At 68.4% G+C, this 18,679-nt stretch carries 19 protein-coding genes; 7 read left to right on the top strand and 12 right to left on the bottom strand.

What is annotated here, in order from left to right; translation table 11 throughout:
- The first annotated feature begins 13 nt into the window (after positions 1 to 13).
- Positions 14 to 1,033, top strand: a complete 1,020-nt coding sequence (locus tag BKA15_RS28865; RefSeq protein WP_218871616.1) for a sugar-binding transcriptional regulator — start codon at positions 14 to 16, stop codon at positions 1,031 to 1,033.
- On the opposite strand, the gene BKA15_RS28860 is transcribed toward BKA15_RS28865, so the two are convergent.
- Positions 1,030 to 1,971, bottom strand: a complete 942-nt coding sequence (locus BKA15_RS28860) for a glycoside hydrolase family 20 protein (RefSeq protein ID WP_179756856.1) — start codon at positions 1,969 to 1,971, stop codon at positions 1,030 to 1,032. The two genes, BKA15_RS28865 and BKA15_RS28860, sit on opposite strands and share 4 nt — an antisense overlap.
- 211 nt (positions 1,972 to 2,182) lie before the next feature.
- Here BKA15_RS28860 and BKA15_RS28855 point away from each other — a divergent pair, with 211 nt between their 5' ends.
- The 4 genes from BKA15_RS28855 to lhgD are packed head-to-tail and all read left to right on the top strand — an operon-like array spanning position 2,183 to position 5,147.
- Positions 2,183 to 3,100, top strand: coding sequence for an aldo/keto reductase (locus BKA15_RS28855; protein ID WP_179756854.1), 918 nt, complete (start codon positions 2,183 to 2,185; stop codon positions 3,098 to 3,100).
- Between the two features lie 2 nt (positions 3,101 to 3,102).
- Complete coding sequence (locus tag BKA15_RS28850; protein ID WP_179756852.1) at positions 3,103 to 3,321, top strand: hypothetical protein; 219 nt, start codon at positions 3,103 to 3,105, stop codon at positions 3,319 to 3,321.
- Entirely contained in the window at positions 3,308 to 3,910 is a 603-nt protein-coding gene (locus BKA15_RS28845) for an SDR family oxidoreductase (protein ID WP_179756850.1), read from the top strand. The genes BKA15_RS28850 and BKA15_RS28845 overlap by 14 nt, the downstream gene beginning before the upstream one ends.
- 43 nt (positions 3,911 to 3,953) lie before the next feature.
- Positions 3,954 to 5,147 carry an L-2-hydroxyglutarate dehydrogenase gene (gene lhgD, locus BKA15_RS28840; RefSeq protein WP_179756848.1) on the top strand — a complete coding sequence of 398 codons (1,194 nt, stop codon included), beginning with the start codon at positions 3,954 to 3,956 and terminating at the stop codon, positions 5,145 to 5,147.
- Here lhgD and BKA15_RS28835 read toward each other — a convergent pair.
- Genes BKA15_RS28835 through BKA15_RS28820 form a run of 4 tightly spaced genes read right to left on the bottom strand, consistent with a single transcriptional unit; the run spans position 5,085 to position 8,829 of the window.
- Entirely contained in the window at positions 5,085 to 6,011 is a 927-nt protein-coding gene (locus BKA15_RS28835) for an SRPBCC family protein (RefSeq protein ID WP_179756846.1), read from the bottom strand. The genes lhgD and BKA15_RS28835 overlap by 63 nt on opposite strands.
- Positions 6,004 to 6,564, bottom strand: coding sequence for an ArsR/SmtB family transcription factor (locus tag BKA15_RS28830; RefSeq protein ID WP_179756844.1), 561 nt, complete (start codon positions 6,562 to 6,564; stop codon positions 6,004 to 6,006). The genes BKA15_RS28835 and BKA15_RS28830 overlap by 8 nt, the downstream gene beginning before the upstream one ends.
- 54 nt (positions 6,565 to 6,618) lie before the next feature.
- Positions 6,619 to 7,317: a nucleotidyltransferase domain-containing protein gene (locus BKA15_RS28825; RefSeq protein WP_179756842.1), complete on the bottom strand. Its 699-nt coding sequence runs from the start codon at positions 7,315 to 7,317 to the stop codon at positions 6,619 to 6,621.
- A gap of 21 nt (positions 7,318 to 7,338) precedes the next feature.
- Positions 7,339 to 8,829 carry a DUF222 domain-containing protein gene (locus BKA15_RS28820; RefSeq protein ID WP_179756840.1) on the bottom strand — a complete coding sequence of 497 codons (1,491 nt, stop codon included), beginning with the start codon at positions 8,827 to 8,829 and terminating at the stop codon, positions 7,339 to 7,341.
- Positions 8,830 to 8,928: 99 nt separating this feature from the next.
- Between BKA15_RS28820 and BKA15_RS28815 the strand changes: the two genes are divergently transcribed.
- The gene (locus tag BKA15_RS28815) at positions 8,929 to 9,279 is read left to right on the top strand and encodes a helix-turn-helix domain-containing protein (RefSeq protein WP_179756838.1); all 351 of its coding nucleotides are present in this window, start codon (positions 8,929 to 8,931) and stop codon (positions 9,277 to 9,279) included.
- A gap of 86 nt (positions 9,280 to 9,365) precedes the next feature.
- Here the strand turns inward: BKA15_RS28815 and BKA15_RS28810 are convergent, their stop codons facing one another.
- The 3 genes from BKA15_RS28810 to BKA15_RS28800 form a co-directional block, all read right to left on the bottom strand.
- Positions 9,366 to 11,153 carry an ATP-binding cassette domain-containing protein gene (locus BKA15_RS28810; RefSeq protein ID WP_179756836.1) on the bottom strand — a complete coding sequence of 596 codons (1,788 nt, stop codon included), beginning with the start codon at positions 11,151 to 11,153 and terminating at the stop codon, positions 9,366 to 9,368.
- A complete protein-coding gene (locus tag BKA15_RS28805; protein WP_179756834.1) occupies positions 11,150 to 12,865 on the bottom strand; it encodes an ABC transporter ATP-binding protein in 1,716 nt (571 codons plus the stop codon). The genes BKA15_RS28810 and BKA15_RS28805 overlap by 4 nt, the downstream gene beginning before the upstream one ends.
- Positions 12,866 to 13,162: 297 nt before the next feature.
- Positions 13,163 to 13,915, bottom strand: a complete 753-nt coding sequence (locus BKA15_RS28800) for a hypothetical protein (protein WP_179756832.1) — start codon at positions 13,913 to 13,915, stop codon at positions 13,163 to 13,165.
- A 40-nt stretch (positions 13,916 to 13,955) separates the two neighbouring features.
- On the opposite strand from BKA15_RS28800, the gene BKA15_RS28795 reads away from it, so the two are divergent.
- Entirely contained in the window at positions 13,956 to 14,429 is a 474-nt protein-coding gene (locus BKA15_RS28795; protein WP_218871615.1) for a GNAT family N-acetyltransferase, read from the top strand.
- A 273-nt stretch (positions 14,430 to 14,702) separates the two neighbouring features.
- Here the strand turns inward: BKA15_RS28795 and BKA15_RS28790 are convergent, their stop codons facing one another.
- From BKA15_RS28790 to BKA15_RS28775, 4 genes are read right to left on the bottom strand one after another with little or no spacing between them, the layout of a single operon-like run.
- Positions 14,703 to 16,253: an N-acyl-D-amino-acid deacylase family protein gene (locus BKA15_RS28790; protein ID WP_179756830.1), complete on the bottom strand. Its 1,551-nt coding sequence runs from the start codon at positions 16,251 to 16,253 to the stop codon at positions 14,703 to 14,705.
- A gap of 7 nt (positions 16,254 to 16,260) precedes the next feature.
- Positions 16,261 to 17,127 (bottom strand): fumarylacetoacetate hydrolase family protein, encoded by an 867-nt coding sequence (locus tag BKA15_RS28785; protein WP_179756828.1) that lies wholly within the window; start codon positions 17,125 to 17,127, stop codon positions 16,261 to 16,263.
- A 2-nt stretch (positions 17,128 to 17,129) separates the two neighbouring features.
- Complete coding sequence (locus BKA15_RS28780) at positions 17,130 to 17,669, bottom strand: Gfo/Idh/MocA family protein (protein ID WP_179756826.1); 540 nt, start codon at positions 17,667 to 17,669, stop codon at positions 17,130 to 17,132.
- The gene (locus tag BKA15_RS28775) at positions 17,666 to 18,679 is read right to left on the bottom strand and encodes a Gfo/Idh/MocA family protein (RefSeq protein ID WP_179756824.1); all 1,014 of its coding nucleotides are present in this window, start codon (positions 18,677 to 18,679) and stop codon (positions 17,666 to 17,668) included. Before BKA15_RS28775 ends, BKA15_RS28780 begins: the two co-directional genes overlap by 4 nt.

Genomic DNA, 18,679 nt, shown 5'->3' with positions numbered 1-18,679 from the left:
TTACCGTACCGGCATGCGCGGGAACTCAGCGGACGAAGGGACGGCGATGAGTTCGTCGGCGGCCACGGCGCCGCCGGTCGCGTTCGGCCGGCTGTCGCTGGTGGTCAAGACGGCCCGGATGTACCACGAGGAAGGTCTGCTGCAGCCGGAGATCGCCGAGCGGCTGAACATGACCCAGTCGCGGGTGTCCCGGATGCTCAAGGAGGCGGCCCGGCTCGGCATCGTCCGTACCGTGGTCGCCTCCCCGCCGGGGCTCTACCCCGAGTTGGAGCAGGGGCTGCGGACCACGTTCGACCTGCGCGATGTCGTGGTCGCCGAGGCGGCCTCGGACAGCGAGGCCGGCGTCTTGTCGTCGCTCGGCGCGGCCGCCGCGAGCTATCTCGAGGGCACCCTGCGCAGCGGTGAGCGGATCGGCATCACGTCCCGGTCGGCGTCCCTGTTCGCGATGGTCGACGCGCTCGGGCCGGTGACCACCGGCGGTGCCGAGGTCGTCGTGCAGACCCTCGGTGCGGTCGGCAACCCGGCCATGCAGGTCCGGGCGACCCGGCTGACTGACCGGCTGTCCCAGCTCACCGGCGGCGAACCGGTCTATCTGCCGGCACCGGGAGTCGTGGCCAGCAAGGCGGTCCGGGACGGCCTGCTGCTGGACCCGTACATCGCCGAGGCGGTGGCCGCCTGGAGCGGCCTGACCATGGTGCTGGTCGGTATCGGCTCGGCCAAACCTTCCCCGCTGCGGGCCTCCTGGGGCACCGCGCTGCCGCAACGTGATCTTGATCGGCTGATCAAGCTCGGCGCCGTCGGCGACGTCTGCCTGAACTTCTTCGACGCCGCCGGTGACCTGGTCGACGCCAGGCTCACCGACCGGGTGCTCGGCATCGGACCGGACGAACTGCGCGCCGTGCCGCGCCGGATCGGGGTCGCCGGCGGCCCGGGCAAGGTGGACGCGATCCGCGCCGCCGCGGCCGGTGGCTGGATCAACGTGCTGGTCACCGACCACTTCACCGCGCGCCGCCTGGTCGACGCCCAACCCTAGGAGACGTTCTTGATCGTCTTGGCGGCGACGTCGATCGCCTCCAGCTGATGATCACGGAACGCGGGCAGCGTGGGGTGCCAGGGCGTCTGCAGGAATCCCAACAGGCGTGAGGGATCCAGCCGTTCGGTGCAGAACTCCACGGTCCGCCCGAAGTTCTCCGGCACGGTCCAGTTGCTGCCGGTCGGGATCTGCTCGTAGCCATGATCATCGAGGTCCAGGTACGTCAGATAGCGATCATCGCCCTCGACCTCCCGGGGCCGCCCGGACTCGTCCGAGGCGAACGGGGCGCTGTAGTACCAGTTGCTCTGCACGATCGACGTCGGCATCTTCTCGTAGTACGGCTCCGGGTGGCGCCAGGCGTGATCGGACCAGATCCACGGCCGGGAACCGTTCCGGTCCACCGCGTCGGCGAAGCGGAGCAGGTCGCGCCACCAGAGATCGTGCTGGCGCATGATCGCCAGCTCCATGTTGCGCTGATAGCTCGCGGCCTCCTCGTCCATGCCGATGTGGAAGAACCGCGGCCGGTCGAACAACTGCGCCACCTCGTCGATCAGGTCGGCGCACACTTCGTAGTAGAGCTTGGTCGACACCATCTTGGAGTACTCGCCGAGCCAGGCGTCGTGGCAGGCGCTGAAGTTGAGCTTCGGGATCGGCTCCAGCCCGAGTTCGCGGAGCCGGCCCAGTTCCTCGGCCAGCCGGCCGAGGCTCCAGGCACCCCGGACCGCGATCTCCCGGTGCGAGGCGTACTGGACGCCGTCGCCGAGATCGATGACGATCATGGTGAACCCGGCGTCCGCCATCCGCTGGGTGAGCTCGACCCAGAGCTCGTCGTCGCAACGCAGGTCCGGCGAGTACGACACCGGCGAGTCCCCCGGGGTGTCCAGCCACATGTTGTAACTGAGGTGCAGCAGATTGGCCCAGATCAGTGGTTCGGGCATCTCAGAACTCCTTCGCCCAGAGCGGGCGGTAGTTTCATAGAACGCAACTACGGTATCAATGTATAAAGCAGCTTGACCAGTCGTTGACATGGAAAGATGCGATCCCTAGGGCTACCGGGCCGTAACGCGAGCGACTCGCGCGCCGCGAGGCGCGTGCCCGGGCGCCGCCAGGCGTGCAGACTTGGGCGCGACACTGTACTAAGTTCATCGGGTGTCGGATCGGTTGGTCATCGGCGCCGCCCAGCTGGGTCAGGCGTACGGACGCGGACCGCGACGGGAGCCGCCGTCGGAGCACGAGGCCGACGCCTGGTACGACGCGGTGGTGGCAGTCAACGCCCGCGGGATCGACACCGCGCGGGCCTACGGCGACAGCGAAGCGGTGATCGGTCGAGCCCGCGACGGTAGGCCCGGACCAGCGTTGATCACCAAGATCAGGCCGCTGCCGGAGTTCGACGCGGATTCCGATCCCGCCGCCGTTGAGCGCGCGGTCCGGGAGAGCCTTGCGGCGTCCTTCGCGGCGCTGCGGGTCGACTCCGTGGACACGGTGTTGCTGCACCGGGCCCGGGACCTGCGGGCCGGCGCCGGGCGGTCCGTCACCATCCTCGACAGCCTCCGCGCCGACGGCGTGATCATTGAGTGGGGCGTCTCGGTCGGCTCTCTGGACGAGCTTCTCGCGGCGCTCCAGCTGCCCGGCCTCGGTCACGTCCAGGTTCCTTACAACCTGCTCGACCGGCGCTGGTGCGAGCCGCCCGTCGTGGCCGCGATCCGGTCCCGGCCGAAGGTGGTGATCGCGGCCAGATCGACGTACCTGCAGGGAATTCTCGTCGATCCGCTGGCCCGGTCCTGGCCCGGACCCCACCCCGCGGACGCCACCGAGCTCGCCGACCGGCTGGACCGGATCCGCAGGGCCCTCGGCCGGGAGAGCCTTCGTGATCTTGCCCTGGGCTATGTGCTCGGCCATCCCTGGGTCGGCGCGGTCGTGGTCGGCGCCCGGTCGGCCGCGCAGATCACCGACACGGCGCGGCTGGTCGCGCGGCCGCCACTCACCCTGGCCGAGCTCGACTGGGTGCGGTCCGAGCTTCCGGCCGGCCCGCTCGACCTCGTCGACCCGTCCCGCTGGAAAGGATGATCATGACCGAACCCCGACAACACCGGTTCGACCTGTCCGGGCAGGTGGCCTGGGTGGTCGGCGGTGCCGGACTGCTGGGCAGCGAGGTGTCCCGGGCGCTGGCCGAGCACGGCGCGCAGGTGATCATCGCCGACGCCGCGCCGGACCGGGCCGAGGCCCCTCGCAGCGACGTTGGCCGGCGAGGGACTCCGGGTTTCCGGGCGCGGCTTGGACATCGGTGACGTCGCCGCCGTGGACGCGCAGGCCGCCGCGATCGGCCGGGAGCATGATCGACTCGACATCGTGGTCAACCTGGCCGCCTTCCACAGCGGCAAGGGCTACGACGAGATCGGCGCCGACGACCTCGAGGCGGGCTACCGGGTCAGCCTGACCGGCTCGCTGGTACTGAGCCGGGCGGCGGCCCGGGTGATGCGGGAGCGCGGCGCGGGTCGCGGCGGCCGGATCATCCTCTTCGGTTCCATGTACGGGACGGTCAGCCCGGACCCGGCCAACTATCCGGACGGGCTGCCGATCAATCCGGTCGATTACGGCATGGCCAAGGCCGGTATCGCCCAGTTGGTCCGGTTCCAGGCGGTCCGGTTCGGTCCCGACGGGATCACCGTGAACGCCGTGGTGCCCGGCCCGTTCCCCAATCCCTCCGGGCAGGGCGCGCACGGGGAGTTCCTCGAACGGCTGAGCCGGCGCACCGCCCTCGGCCGAGTGGGCCGGGCGCCCGAGATCGCCGGTGCGGTGGTCTTTCTCGCCTCGCCGTCGGCGGGTTTCGTCACCGGGACCCAGCTGGTGGTCGATGGCGGCTGGACCGCCTGGTAGTCCGCTCCCGTACGCCAGGCGTTCGTACGCCAGACTGGGTGGCATGGTGGGCAAGAGGGTGGCCGTGATCGGCGCCGGCATCATCGGCGCGGCCGTGGCACGGGAGTTGCTGCTGCGCGATCCGGCGACCCGGGTCACCGTGATCGAGAAGGAGGCCGAGCCGGCCCTGCACCAGACCGGGCGGAACAGCGGTGTCGTCCATGCCGGGCTCTACTATCTGCCCGGCTCGGCGAAGGCGCGGCTGGTCCGCTCGGGGATCGCCCTGCTGCGGGCGTTCTGCGATGATCACGGGCTGCCGTACCAGGAGGTCGGGAAGGTGCTTGTCGCGCTGACCGACCAAGATCGGGAACGGATGGCGGCGATCTTCGAGCGGGCCCGGGCCAACGGGGTGCCCGGGGTGCGGCTGGTCGACGCCGATGGGCTGCGGGAGCTGGAACCGCACGCCGCTGGCATCGCCGGTCTGCACTCCCCCAGTACAGCGATCACCGACTACGGCGCGATCACCCGGGCCCTGCTCGGCGATGTGACCGACGCCGGCGGCGAACTGCGGACCGGCGTCGCCGTGACCGCCTTCACCGAGGCGGGTGACGAGGTCCGGGTCTTCGGCGGCGAGGAACTCGGTGGCTACCACCGGGTGATCAACTGTGCCGGCCTGCAGGCCGATCGGCTGGCCCGGCTCGCCGGTGATCAGGAGTATCCGGTGATCGTGCCGTTCCGCGGTGAGTTCGCTGCCCTGCGGGCCGATCGCGCGGGCCTGGTCAACGGCCTGATCTATCCCGTGCCCGACCCGCGCTATCCGTTCCTGGGCGTGCATCTGACCCGCCGGGTCGACGGCCGGGTCCTGGTCGGGCCGAACGCGGTCCTCGCCTTGGCCCGGGAGGGCTACCGGCGCCGCGACGTGGCCGGTGATCAACTTCTGGCTCTGCTCCGCTGGGCCGGCTTCCGCCGCTTCGCCCGCCGCAACTGGGCGACCGGCATCCGTGAACTGGCCGGCTCGTCCAGCCGCCGCCTGTTCGCCCGCGCCGCCCGCCGCTACCTGCCCGAGCTCCGGGTCCGTGATCTTGAACCCGCCCCGCCCGGGATCCGCGCCCAGGCCATGGACGCCGACGGTTCGCTGGTCGACGACTTCCGGATCAGCCGGGCCGGCCGCGTCGTCTGCGTACGCAATGCTCCGTCACCGGCTGCGACCGCCAGCCTCGCCATCGCCCGGGAGATCGTCGACGTCGCCCTCGGCTGAGCTCTCGCCGCCGAACTCCGTGGTCAGCGGAGTCCAAGAGTCGCCGAGTTCGTGCATCCGCTTGAGTTCGGCCAGCGCGGCGAGCCAGCCCGCCTCGTGCTGCGCGGCGTTATCGAGTTCATCATTGCGATAGCCACTCTGGACGAACGTCAGGTGCGTGTGCCCATCGGATTCGGCCAGCTCCCACCGGACGATGCTGCCCTCGTCGTCGGCCGCGCTGAGTCGCTTGCCCGGCTCGAACTCGAAGATCTTTCCGTCCACCCCGAGCTGGATCCGGCCACCGACGCGTGGTTCGACGAGGGCTTCCCAGCCGAACCACCGCTCGATGATCTTGGGCTGGATCAGACTGTCGAAGACCCGGTCGGCGGCGTCGTCGATGTCGATCGAGATCCGGATCTCAGGCTTCCGGTCAGGTCCGAAGTCCGCCCGCGGTGTCAGGGGCCGGCCTTCGACATGCTCGGCCAGGTTGGCGATCGCCAGCGGCCAGAACGTGTGCATCGAGTGCCGGCCGTCGCGCCGGCCGGTCGGTGCCATCAGTTCGTCCATGCCGGGCAGGTCGGTCTGGGTCAGGGTCAGGGTCGTGCCATGATCAACATCGGGCTCGAAGGCGAGCGTGACGGTGGTGTCGACGTCGTCGAGCCGCCAGCGGAACGCGAGCTCCCGCTCGGGGTGCCAGGCCAGCAGTTGTTGCCGGCCGCGCTCACCTTGCGGAGTGGAGCGTCCCCAGAACTCGTAGCGCCGGTCGGCAGGTGCCAGGTCGGCGTGGTCGGCGAGCCAAGTGGTGGCTTCGGCCGAGTCGGTGAGCGCCCGCTGGACGCGGCTCACGTGTGCCGCGATGCGAGCGCGAAGGGACAGGTCAGTCATCGCGATCGTCCTCCTTCGGATAACAGGCCACAGCGAGCCGGAACGTGTCCCCGGTAGCGCCGCCGTGGCGGGTGAACAGGTCTTGCAAGGTGGTGCGGAGATCGGCCAGGAACGCGTCCCGGTCCCCCGCGGCGAGCCGGATCTCCCCGGAGACGCCCAGAGTGGGCAGGTCGCCGTCGGTGCCGTCGAGCCGGACCAGATCGGCCTGGACGTCCTCGACGAGATTGAGCAGGTAGCCCAGACTCAACTCGTCCTGAACCCGGCGGGTGCCGATCGTGCCGACCAGGGAGGGCAAGAGCCAATAGGACCGTGCTGTCGCCTGATAGATCCCCTCGTTGATCCCGCGCACGCGGCGTTCCGAGACCTGCGAGACCAGGCCGGCTTCGAGCAGCTTCCGTACGTGGTAGTAGACGTGCTGCGCCGTCTGCCCCAACTCCTTGCCGACCTCGGTACAGGACCGGGGCTCGGACAGTTGCCGGAGCACCGCGACGCGCTGGGGCTTGAACAGAGCCTCGGCCTGCTCAAGTCGTTCGAGATAGACGATGTCCTTCATTGTGATGAAGATCGTATTACGTACAATCCAGTTTTTACAATGGTACGAGCGGCATCAGTCTCCGGACGAGCAGGGCGTGTCAGGGAAGGCGGCCTCGTGGAAGGCGAGGATCGACTCGCGGTCGGGTGCGATGGCCGGGAGCGACAGCAGGAGGTCGCGGTGTTCCGGCAGGATCCGCTGCGCCTTGGACAGGGCGCCCATCCGGCTCGTCTCCGGGTCGACCAGGAGGCACAGGTTGACCAGCTCGCCCCAGACCAGGTGGCTCCCCTGCGTCGCGGTGATCAGATCGTCGCGACCCAGCACCACCGGAAGGAGGCCGTAGACCCGGACGAGCTGAGTGATCACCGCTGCCGCAGCCTCAAGATCAACGGTGTCCTCCATCGATGACGTGATCTCGATCGGCTCGCCGTACACCTGGCGGAGCGACATCCGAGGCCCGCCCGGTCGGGGATCATCGGTAACGCTGATGTCGAGCCGGATCCACGGCGGCAGCACCAGATTGACCAGACAGGAGTGATCACTGTCGCGGCGGATCGCGAGCAGAGGCTCGTTCGATGCGGTGACGGCGACCAGTGCGGCATCGGCCAGCTCTGCGGGCGCGACGCCGTCCGCGGCGACGATCATGAGATCGAGGTCGCTCCAGCGATCGGCGGCGTCACGGGCGAAGCTGCCGCCGAGCAGTACGGCACGGACGCCGGACAGGGCCGACAGCAGCTCGACGTAGTGATCAACGAGAGCGCGTACGTCAGCCATGCCATGACCCTAGCCGTCGGGTCAGGCGGCGGCCCTTCCCGTGCACGCCGCCCAGGTGAGCTGCGCGAAGGATCCGGACCCGAGGGCATGGGTGCCGGCATGATTGGTGACGTAGACGTCACCGTACGGGGAGCGATAGATCATCGTTCCCGGCTCGGGTTGTCGCCGTTGCCAGCCGCCGTGGGTCACCAGCCGGTGCTCCGTGCGAGAGGTCGGCGTCAGCCCATCGACTCCCGTCTGACCGGGTGGGCCGCCGCGTTTCCTTGACAGGTAGGGAATGACATGATCAAGATCGAGCCCGGACATCGCCGTGGACCACGGGAAGCTGCTCGCCGGTTGCCGGAGCGCCAGGTGTCGCCGGTGGCGCGGCGGGATCTCGTAGCGGTCGACCGGCGGAGGTGGATCGTTGAGATCGATCACCGGTCGCACCGTCACGCTGCAGTGGCCGAGCCAGTCCTTGACCACGCCGAGCGCGGTCGGCCCGACGCCGGGCACCCGGCAGACGCCGGTTCCTCGTTCCAGGGCGTCCGCGTCGACGTACACGGACAACGTCGCCTTCGGCAGCAGGTCGGCCGGCTTGAGCTTGCGGAACAGTTGCTCGACGGCGGCTCTGAAGATCGCGGACTCCGGGCTCGGGACCACCGGCCGATCGCGCAGGGACGGATGCAGCTCGGTCTCTTCCACGGCGCCGTCGCCGCCCGGCGCCGGCTGCACGGCCGCTTCCAGGTCGAGGTCGAACAGGTCCGGTTGCCGATGCCGCGCGACCACCTCGGTGGCCTGAAGTTCGTTGCCCAACATTGCCATGGCGTCCGCACGGCGCTCGTCGGCCGTCGCCGTACCCAGCGGAAGACAGGCCGCGATCTCCTGGATCCGGGCGTAGAGGCGGATCGCCTCCGGCGGCGTCAACCGGCCGTAGATCCCCTTCAGCCCGTGCTCGTCGGTCTGCGACAGCCAGACGCCACGCTTCTTCTTCGCCTCGGCCGCCTCCCGCTCGATCCGTTCGCCGTCGACGCGGATGATCGCGGCCTGGGTGAGCCGTTCCAGCTTGGGCCACGGCACCAGCCCGGCGTGATCAGCAACCTCGACGTCGACCGCCCGAGCCTGTTCGAACGTCAACTGGCATGTCATCCGGGCCACCTTGCAGCCCTGCCACCCGATCACCTCACAGTTCGTGATCTTGGCCCACAGACCTGGCAGTCGATCCCGCAGATCGAGCGCATCGCCCAGGAACCCGAGTGTGGCCACGTAACCCTTGTCGATCTTGGCTCCGAACGTGGCCACGGCAAGATCATTGACCTCCGGCGTCCCGTCGCCACCCGGACGCACCCCGCGCGCACCGCCGGAGACCCGCAGTTGATCTTCGGTGATCGACTCGGCCGGCCAGGTGTCGGCCCACGCGACGGCCCACCCCAGCAGTTCGTTCTCGGCCGATATCCGAGCACGGTACGCCGCCTCGGCACCCCGCAGGATGCCGGCCGCCGCACCGTCCTCAGTCGTCGATGAATCGAACATGTCAGCGATACTAACCGGCCCCACTGACAACGGCCTCGAGTTCCGCACGTCCGCAGCTCGGATCCGGACTGTCGGACCACGACCCTACGATCTGCGCCCATGGTGACCATCAACCTCCGCGGTGGCGAGTCCGAGGATGTCGACGCCGATCTGCTCCTGTTCGACGGTGATGACCTCGTGCTCTGGCGCGGTGAGCAGGAACGCTGGCGCCGGCCTCGCACCGAGCTCGGCAGCATCCACCTCAGAACCTCAAGGACCGTGACCCTCGAGGGGGTGCGGGAGGAGCATCCACACGCCTACCGCCGCTGGGACGAGAATCAGGAGCGCGAACTGCTCGACCTGCACGCCGCTGGATTGAGCGTTCGGGAGATCGCGGAGCGCACGGGGCGTCAGCCGGGAGGAATCCGTTCCCGCCTCAACCGCCTCCTCGGTGCCGTCGCGCCGACCTGAGCACGAGGCGCGCGCCGCCGTCCTGGCCCACTGCCGTCGGGTGAGGCGATGTCGATCATGATCGACGGCGCCGAGGAACGGCCGAACTATTCGAGGACGGCCTCCTCCTCGGGTTCGTGCTCGTGCCAGAGTGAACGCATCTCGGCGCTGTTGATCAACAGGTCGTCAAGCAATCCCTCGGCTTCGACGCGGCCGTCCTTCAGGACGACGATGTGGTCGGCTCGACGTAGGGCGGCACGTCGATGAGACACGGCAAGGCAGGTGAGGTTCTTGCCATCGATCATGCGCTGCCAGAGTGTCGCTTCGGTGTGGACATCCAGCGCGCTGGAGAGGTCGTCGATCACCAGCAGTTCGGCGTTGCGCGCCAGCATTCGTGCAGCCGCCGACCGCTGGATCTGTCCGCCCGAGAGCTTGACACCACGCGGTCCGACAGGTGTATCGAGGCCGGCGGGGAACGTCGCCAGGTCGCGCTCGAGCACTGCCCCGTGGACCGCCGCCTCAAGGTTCTCCGAATTCTCCGGTAGTCCCAGCAGGATGTTGTGTTTGAGCGAGTCGCTGAACAGGCGCGGTACCTGAGGCGTATAGGCCACGCGCGGCGGCACGAGAAAGGATTGTGGGTCCTCGACCAGTTTGCCGTTCCAGCGGATCTGGCCGGAGCGCGGAGGCAGCAATCCGAGGAAGGTCCGCAAGAGGGTCGTCTTGCCGGACCCGACGCGGCCGGTGATCACCGTGAGGGTTCCGCGTTCCAGCTGGAGATCGAGGTTGTCGATGCCGGCAGCAGTCCCCGGATGTCGAAAACTCAGCCCGGACGCTTCGACCGTCTGGAGTGAGTCGGCGCCAATCGGCGGCGGTGGCGTGACGGGAGGCAGGTCGCCGCGCAGGTACAGAGGTGTGGGAGCCACCAGGGTGGCCGCCGGGTCCTCGCCGAGCAGAGTTTCCATCCGTTCGAAGGCGACACCGGTCTGTCGGTACTGCGCGACGAACTGTCCGAGGCTGGCCGTGAACTGGGTGATGAAGCCCAGATAGGCCACGAACAACACAAAGTCGCCGACCGTCATGCTGTTGTCACGGATGCTGCCTGCGGCGAGCAGCATGACGAGTCCCGATCCGATGCCGACCAGATTGGACGTGATCGCGTTGATCGCCTGTGTCGCCAGACGATCGGTCACGGTCGTGGTCCGGCGTCGGTGATTGAGTTGGCGAAGGTGAGCAACCAGACGTGACTCGGCTCCTGCTGCCTGCACGGTCTGTACGGCCGTCAACAGGTCGCCGATCGCTCCGGTCACCTGGCTCGTCGCCTCGCTGCTCGCTTTCCGGTATCGACCGAGCTTGCTGCTGGCTCGCTGGGCGACATAGACAACGACAACGAGCGGCAAGATCACGACCAACGTCAGCTTGACGTTCACGATCAGCAGAACGACGAAGGCGACGGAGGCGATCACGGCTTGACCGACCGTCTCATCCATCCAGTCCAGACTGTCCTCGGCCGAGTGGGCGTCATCGCGGAAGCGGCTGAGCGTCTCTCCGATCGAGTACGGAAGCGCCTGTGCGCCCGGGCGATCGAGAATGCGGCGCAGCAGGTTTCGTCTCAGCAATCCACTCATGGTGAAGCGCATGACGATCTCGACGTACCCGGCTACCAGCCAGAGCGTCGATTGGACTGCGGCAAGCAGCACCAATAGCCACAACAGTCCGGAAGTTCCCATCGGCAAGGGCGATTGTTCGGTCAGGACGTCGAAGAACAAACTCGCGATCAATCCTGGCACCAGCCCCGAGAGACTCATCAGGCACCAGAGCAATGCGTGGACAAGGCTGATGCCGGGTGAGAACCGGGCCATTCTCAGCAGATACCGCCAGGTTGGAAGCGTGGTCATCGGTCGATCTCCTCCCTGGCGTGAGAGAGCAACTGCGAGAAATGCGACGCTTCATCGGCCTCGAGCTCGGCGCGCGGCCCGTGTTCGTGAATACGCCCGTTCTCCAGCACGAGGATGTCGTCGGCCATCGAGACCGTCGTCAGGCGATGCGCCACGATGATGGCCGTGCGTCCTTCAAGCAAACGGACCAAGGCCTGTTGGACGAGGCGTTCAGTGGCCAGGTCGAGTCGGGATGACGGTTCGTCCAGAATGACGATGTCCGGATCTTGAAGGAGAATCCGGGCGCAGGCCAACAACTGCGCCTGCCCGGCCGAGAGTGCCGCGTCCTTCGATCCGACGAGCGAGTCGAGTCCTTCGGGCAGGTTCCGGAGCCAGTTGGACAGACCAACGGACTGCAGCGCGGCAGTGATCCGGAGGTCATCCGCCTCGTCGTCGAACAAGGTCAGGTTGTCTCGTACCGAAGCGTTGAACAGGTGGATGTCCTGTGACACGATCCCGATTCGGCAGCGAACCGCGGCGAGGCCGACCGCACGCACGTCGACGCCACCGATTCTCACGACACCTTTCTGCGGATCGTAGAAGCGCGGTACGAGTCGCGTCAGGGTGGTCTTGCCGCTGCCGGTTCGTCCGACGATCCCGAGCACATGTCCCGGCGGCAGGCGAAAGCTGAGTTCGTGAAGCACCGGCGTGTCGGGGTCGTAGCCGAACGAGACTCCAGCGAGTTCGACGTCCAGCGGTCCCGAGGGCAGGGCAGGCCGCGGTCCGTCGATCAGGCGAGGCGAAATCGCAAGAAGGTTGGCGATGCGCCCAATACTCGCCCCGGCCTGCTGCAGGTCCTGGATCTCGTTACGAATCTGCTCGGTTGGATGACGCAGCATCTGGGTGTAACGGAAGATCAAGTAGACAGCACCGATGGTGAGCGCACCATCGTGATATCGCATCGCGCCAAGCGCCAGCGCGAACACTGATCCGAGGGTGAAGATCCCGCTGCTCGACGCCACCATGGCGTAGCCTCGCATGCCCGCCCGGCTGGTCATCGATATCCACGTGCGCATCAGTTCGGCGCAGCGGCGTAGCACGAATGCCCTGGCGCCACTGGACCGGATGTCCTCCAGGCCGGAGAGACCTTCTCCAATGAATCCATAGAATTCGGCACTGGCCTGTCGTTCGGCGGCGGAAAGAGGTGTGGCCGCAGCGCGGATCTTGAGCATCACGACCAGGGCGATCACGACGAACACGCTGAGCCCGAGAGCGACCCGCCAGTCCGTGACGAACGTCAGTCCGAGTACGCCGAGAATAAGAATCCCGTTTCCCAGCACGTACACGACGAATCGCGAGAAGAGGCGGGCGACGGCCGAGACGTCGCCGTCCACGCGTTCGATGAGTTCACCCGGTGTGTGGGCATTGTGGAACGACGCATCCAGCCGGAGCAGATGTGCCGCCAGGTCTTCGCGCAGCGCGTTGGTGGCCTGCCAACTGACGAGTTCGGCGACGTAGGTGTCGGCCAGGGATGCCCCTTGACGAACGATCGCAAGACCAACCGTGACCAGGGCAAGAACAGTGAGCAGTCGGTGAGTTCCATCGCCGGTTGCCTCATCGATGAACCGGCTCGCGACGATGGGAGTTGAGATCTGCACGGCGATCGTGAACGCGAGGATGACTGCCAGGACCAGCAGACGCCACCCATGCGGTCGCAGATATCTGGTCAGCATCTGCCGGGAGGCAGACGGATTTCGCTGGGTGAATAGCACGTGAAGGCATCTCCAGAGGGGTTCGCAGCATGACGACCCCTGCAGTGATCACTGCAGGGTCACAATTGCGCGCAACGCTGAAGAGATGTCAGGAGCCGGTCATCCCGGCGGTTGGCGCCGGCCGGCGATGAGTGGAACCACCGGCCGTGAAGCGCCAAGGAGATCAGGCGAAGACGACAACCTTCGGACAAGCGCGCCGATTCGATGGTGGACGCATGTGCACCTCCCGGACTCGTACGCTCGTCAATCGGGGAATGTCTACCTCTGAACGTGTCCGAGTCTATCGATGTGGCGTGACCCGGCAACCGGAATATCGAACACGAACGTTGGCGTGGGCCCCACTGACCTGATGCCGAGATCGCCCCGCCCTATCCACGTTCCGGCTAGCTGCTGGGGATCAGGGACCTGACGGTCCCGTCGTCGGGACAAGCGCAGCCGTAGGATGCCGTTGCCGCCGGCGTCGTCGGGCCAGTACTTTGCTGCGACACCGTCCCGTTCGGCGCCGGTCTTGCCTTCCGCCTCCTCAAGGAAGTCGGCGACCGAGAAGAACGGCTGGTCGGCGAACTCGATCCATTTGCTTCGTCGGTCGCCCTCCTGCGCGGCTCCGAGCCGGAACCCCTCGTTCTGCTCGAAGTCGTCGACGGACCAGAAGCCGAGTTGCCGCGGCTCGCCGTCGACCTTGCCGCCCGCGTACGCGAGGCCGCCGGCTTCCGTACCTTCGTCGTTGCAGAAGATGATTCCGCCGAGGTTCCCGCGATCCGGATGCTCGACGTCTCGACCGCGAATCGGTGCGAAATTCGACATCGCCGAGTTGCCGATGATCATCCGCGTGGTGCCGTCCGGCTCGACCACCCGGAGCCGTTGGACCCGAAGCTCCGGCGCTGCCGTTCCATCGGGCTCGACTCCGGCGGCCCGGGCTGCCGCCTCGGCTCGGGCCAGGGCCTCGGTGGCCGCGGCGTGCGCCGCGCGTGCCGCTGTGAGCGCCTCGTTCACTTGAGCTTCGTCGGTCATGCCGAAACGATAAGCCTCGGATCGATGACAAAATGGCTCTGTGGACACGGTGTTGATGCGGCCGGCGCGCGCGGACGAGGCGGAGTTGCTGGGCGACATCGCCCTGCTGGCCAAGGGATCCTGGGGTTACGACCAGGAGTTCCTGGACGCCTGCCGGAGCGAGCTGACCTACACCGAGGGCGATCTGTCCGACCGGAAATTTGTCGTCGCCGAGTCCGCCGGTCGGGTTCTGGGGTTCTACAGCGTCGACGGCGAGCTGCCCGAGGGCGAGTTGGGCAATCTCTGGGTGGTGCCCGAGTCGATCGGCACGGGGCTCGGCCGTCGGCTCTTCGAGCACGCCGCCGACACGGCGCGCAACCTGGGTTTCAGGTTGCTCAAGATCGAAGCCGAGCCGCTGGCTGAGGGCTTCTATCTCGCCATGGGTGCGGTCCGCGTCGGCGAGATCGCGTCGGGCTCCATTCCCGGCCGGATGCTTCCGGTACTGCGGTACGACGTGATCATGAAGACGAAGTGACCGCCTCGACGACATGTGGTGTCGCGGAGTTCGGTCTGATACGCACGACCGGAGTGAATTTCAGCCGGTCAGTTACGGCGGAAATCCACAGCGGTCGGGTCGTGAGGTGGACGCCACCCACCGGGGGACCGATTTCTCGGCCGTTGAGCCGCAGCAAACTGCAATTCTGTGCCACAGCCCGTTGAGCAACAGCAAGCTGCGAGCCGTGCCACGCCCCCTTCACCCAGCGGACGACTTCACCTCCATTTCGGGCCGGATTCGCCGGCAGCATGATCACGACGGTCCGACCGGCTCGACGGCACCCTCCACCGCGACGGTACGGCCGCCGACCACGACCCGGGCGATGCCCTCCGGGGCGGCCCAGGGATCGAGGTACGTGGAGCGCTCGGTGATCGTGGCCGGGTCGAAGATCACCAGGTCCGCCAGCAGGCCCGGCTCGAGTCGGCCGCGGTCCGCCAGTCCGGCCCGGAGCGCCGGCGCTGAGGTGCAGCGGCGCACGGCGTCTTCCACGCTGAGCAGGGATTCCTCGCGGACGTACCGCTGGAAGAGTCCGGGGTAGGCGCCGAAGTAGCGCGGGTGCGGCAGTCCGCGATCCCTCCGCTCGGGGTCTACGGCGAGGCCGTCGGAACCGATCATGCTCAGCCGGTGGGTCATCACGGCGCGAAGATCAGCTTCGGAGCGGCCGAACGCGATGATCGAAGGGTCGGCGACGGCGAGCAGCTCGACGGCCGCCGCGGCCGGCGGCTGTCCGGTCTCGGCGGCCAGGTCGGCGACGGTCCGACCGGCCAGCTCCGGACGTCCGGGCATCAGGCCGAGCAGGATCTCGTCCCAACCGACGGCCGGATCGCTCATCTGCCCGATGATCTTGGTCCGGAGCTCCGGCTCGGCGAGCCGCGCGTGCAGCCCGTCCTGACCCCCGTCCATGGCCCAGCGCGGCGCCAACTGGGACAGGTTGGTGCTGCCGGCCAAGTACGGGTAGCAGTCCACCGCGACGTCGACGCCGGCCTCGGCCGCGGCGTCGATCTCGGCCAGGGCGGCGGGCACAGAACCCCAGTTGCGCCGGCCGGCGACGGTGAGATGGGAGATCTGCAGCCGGCAGCCGGACCGCTCGGCCACCGTCAGCGCCTCTCGCACCGCGTCCAGCAGACCGGCGCCGTAATCACGCAGATGCACCGTCAGCACGGCGTTGTTGCGGGCGACCACCTCGGCCAGGGCGGTGAGCTCCTCGACGCTCGCGTACGCACTCGGCGGATACATCAGGCCGAGCGACAGCCCGACCGCGCCCTCGTCCAGCGCCTGCTGCACCAGCCCGCCCATCGCCGCCAACTCGTCAGAATCCGGCGGTCGTTGATCAAGCCCGACGACCGACGCCCGGATCGCCAGATGCCCGGCCAGCAAGGCGATCCGGAGGTTCGGCCGGGACCGTTCGACCAGGGCCAGATAGTCGCCGACGCTCGACCAGGACCAGGGCACCTCCGGCAGCTCGACGATGCCGAGCAGCCCGCGCACGCCGGCCACGGCGTCCGCGGCGACCGGGGCGACGGCCAGGCCGCAGTTGCCGGCGACCTCGGTGGTCACGCCCTGCCTGATCTTGCTGGTGCCGGCGGGATGATCAAGGATCGACAGGTCGGAATGCCCGTGCAGGTCGACGAAGCCGGGGGCGACGACCAGCCCGTCGGCGTCGATCCGCTCCTCGGCCGCGGCGCCACCAAGATCACCGACGGCCACGATCCGACCGTCCCGCCAGCCCAGGTCGGCCCGGCGCCGTACGGCGCCGGTGCCGTCGACGACCGAACCGCCGACGACCACCCCGTCCAAGATCATCCCCGGTTCAGCTCTCGATCGGCGTCCGCTGCTCGCCGAGGTTGCCGACCCGGGCGGTCATCACCTCGCCGGGCCTGAGGAAGACACCGATCGCGACACCGGTGCCGTCCGGCGTCCCGGTCTCGATCACGTCGCCCGGCTCCAGGGTCATCACCGACGACGCGAACGCGATCAACTCGGCGACGCCGAAGATCATGTCCTTGGTCGAGCCCTGCTGCCGTACCGTGCCGTCGACTTCGAGCACCAGCTCGAGATCCTGCGGATCGGGCACCTCGTCGGCCGTCACCAGATACGGGCCGAGCGGCGCGAACCCGTCCGGCCACTTGCCGAGCAGCCAATCGAAGAACGGATGCGCGTGCTCCTCGTCCCGCTCGAAGCCCGGCTCGATCGAACGCGCCGACACGTCGTTCGCGGTCAGGTAGCCGGCCACCACGTCCAGGGCGCGATCCACCGGCACGTCGCGGCAGCGCTCGCCGATCACCACCGCCAGCTCCACCTCCCAGTCGTTCCGGGTGGAGATCTTGGGCAACGTGATCGGGTCGTACGGACCCGTGATCGCCGTCGACGGCTTGAGGAACAGCCGCGGCGTCGCGCGCGCCGGGTTCATCGGTGTGCCGCCGCCCTCCTTGATGTGGTCGGCGTAGTTGGCGGCGACCGCGAGCAGTTTCGGCGGCCGCAGCAGCGGCGCGGTCAGCGTGAGCTCCGCCGCCGACCGCTCCGGGCCGGGCCGCTGCCCGGCCGCGGCGAGCCCCTCGCCCTCCAGCACGGACAGCAGGTCGCCCGGGCCGAGTTCGATCACCCCTGACTCAAGTTGATCACCGGCCAGACGGCCGTGGTAGAGCTCACCGTCCCGGCGGTAGCTGACGAAGCGCATGATCAGATTCCTTCCAGATGGATGACGGCATTCTCCGCGATCGACTTCCGGATCGCGTCGACGACCCCGGCCACCGCGTCGGCGTCGGCCGGTTCGAGCACCGGCTCGACGGCCGTCGGACCGTACGCCAGCAGGCGCGCGCCGCCGTCGATCAACACCGCGGGCCTGGTCAGATCGGCCGCCAGCACGCCCTCGTTGCCCATCACCCGCAGCCGGGCCTCGTCGAGTCCGGGCGTGGCGATCCGGCTCACCGTGATCGACGCCCCGACCTCGTGCTCGAAGATCAACGTCGCGTTCAGCACGCCGTGATCATCGTCGAGCGAACCGGTGCAGCGCGCCGAGACCGTACGCACTCCGAGACCGAGCACGAACCGGACCGCGTCCACGGCTCCGGCCAGCAACTCGCCCAGCGTGCCTCCGTCCGGGCCGCGCAGCACCAGGTCGGCCTGCACCGCCCACGGCAACCCGAGATCGCCCCGGAGTACCGCCACGGCGACCCGCTGCACGCCCGGATCGGTCCGCACCAGCAACACCCTGCTCACGCCGCGGCCTCCTGCTCGAGAGTGATCATGGTCCCGCTGGCCAGCGAACGCTCCGCGGCGTCGCCGAGGACGACTGCGGCCAACCCGGTCCGGCCGGTCACCGGCTCCTCCTCGAGTTGATCACCTCGGACCGCGGCCAGCCAGGTCCGGGCCTGGGCCAGGAACGGGCTCGGCCCGGCCGGCACGACGCGGGTCCCGTCGTGACCCCAGGACAGCAGACCCTCGTTGTCCCATGGCAGCCGCAGCGTCCCGCCGTCGCCCTGCACGAACACCTCCCGATAGCCGATGCCGCGCGGCTGGTTGGCCCGGCTCATCTCGCAGACCGCGGACGCGCCGGACGCGTACCCGACGGTGATCATCAAGTAGTCGTGCACCTCAAGATCGGCGGCCGCGCGCTTGCGGCCGTACGCGTGCAGGTGGGTCGGGGTGTCGCCGAGCCACCAGGTGACCAGGTCGAGCAGGTGGACACCGTTGTGCAGCGCGTGCCCGCCGGACCGGCTGCGGTCGATCTGCCAGTTCCGCCAGTCGCCCCAGATCCAGCCGCCGAGCAGCGTGATCCGGGCCTGCAGCGGCCGGCCGACGGCACCGTCGACGATCGCCTGCCGGACGGCCCGCGCGTACGGGGCGTAGCGGTGCGTGTGCGCCGCCGACAGCACCAGGCCCTTGTCCTCGAACACCCGCACCAGCTCGGCCGCGTCGGCCGGCGTGATCGCCAGCGGCTTCTCGATCAAGGCGTGCACACCAGCATCGGCCAGCACCTTTCCGATCGCCGGATGGGTGTGATTCGGGGTGCAGACGATCGCCGCGTCGGCCGACCAGTCGGCGATCGCCGTACCAAGATCAACAGCCCACGGCACCCCGCCGGCGGACTTCGCGGCGGCGGCCGCCCGACCGGGATTAAGATCGACGATGCCGACCACCTCGGCGTCCGGCAACTGCTCCAGGGCGGACAGGTGTTCGCCGGCGATGAAGCCCGAGCCGACGACGACGACTCTGGTGGGTTCGCTCAT

The sequence above is a fragment of the Microlunatus parietis genome (genome assembly GCF_013407955.1).
GTDB classification, from domain to species: Bacteria; Actinomycetota; Actinomycetes; order Propionibacteriales; family Propionibacteriaceae; genus Microlunatus; species Microlunatus parietis.
The sequence above is the reverse complement of the archived record's forward strand: the minus strand, read 5'-3'. Positions and strand labels throughout refer to the sequence as shown.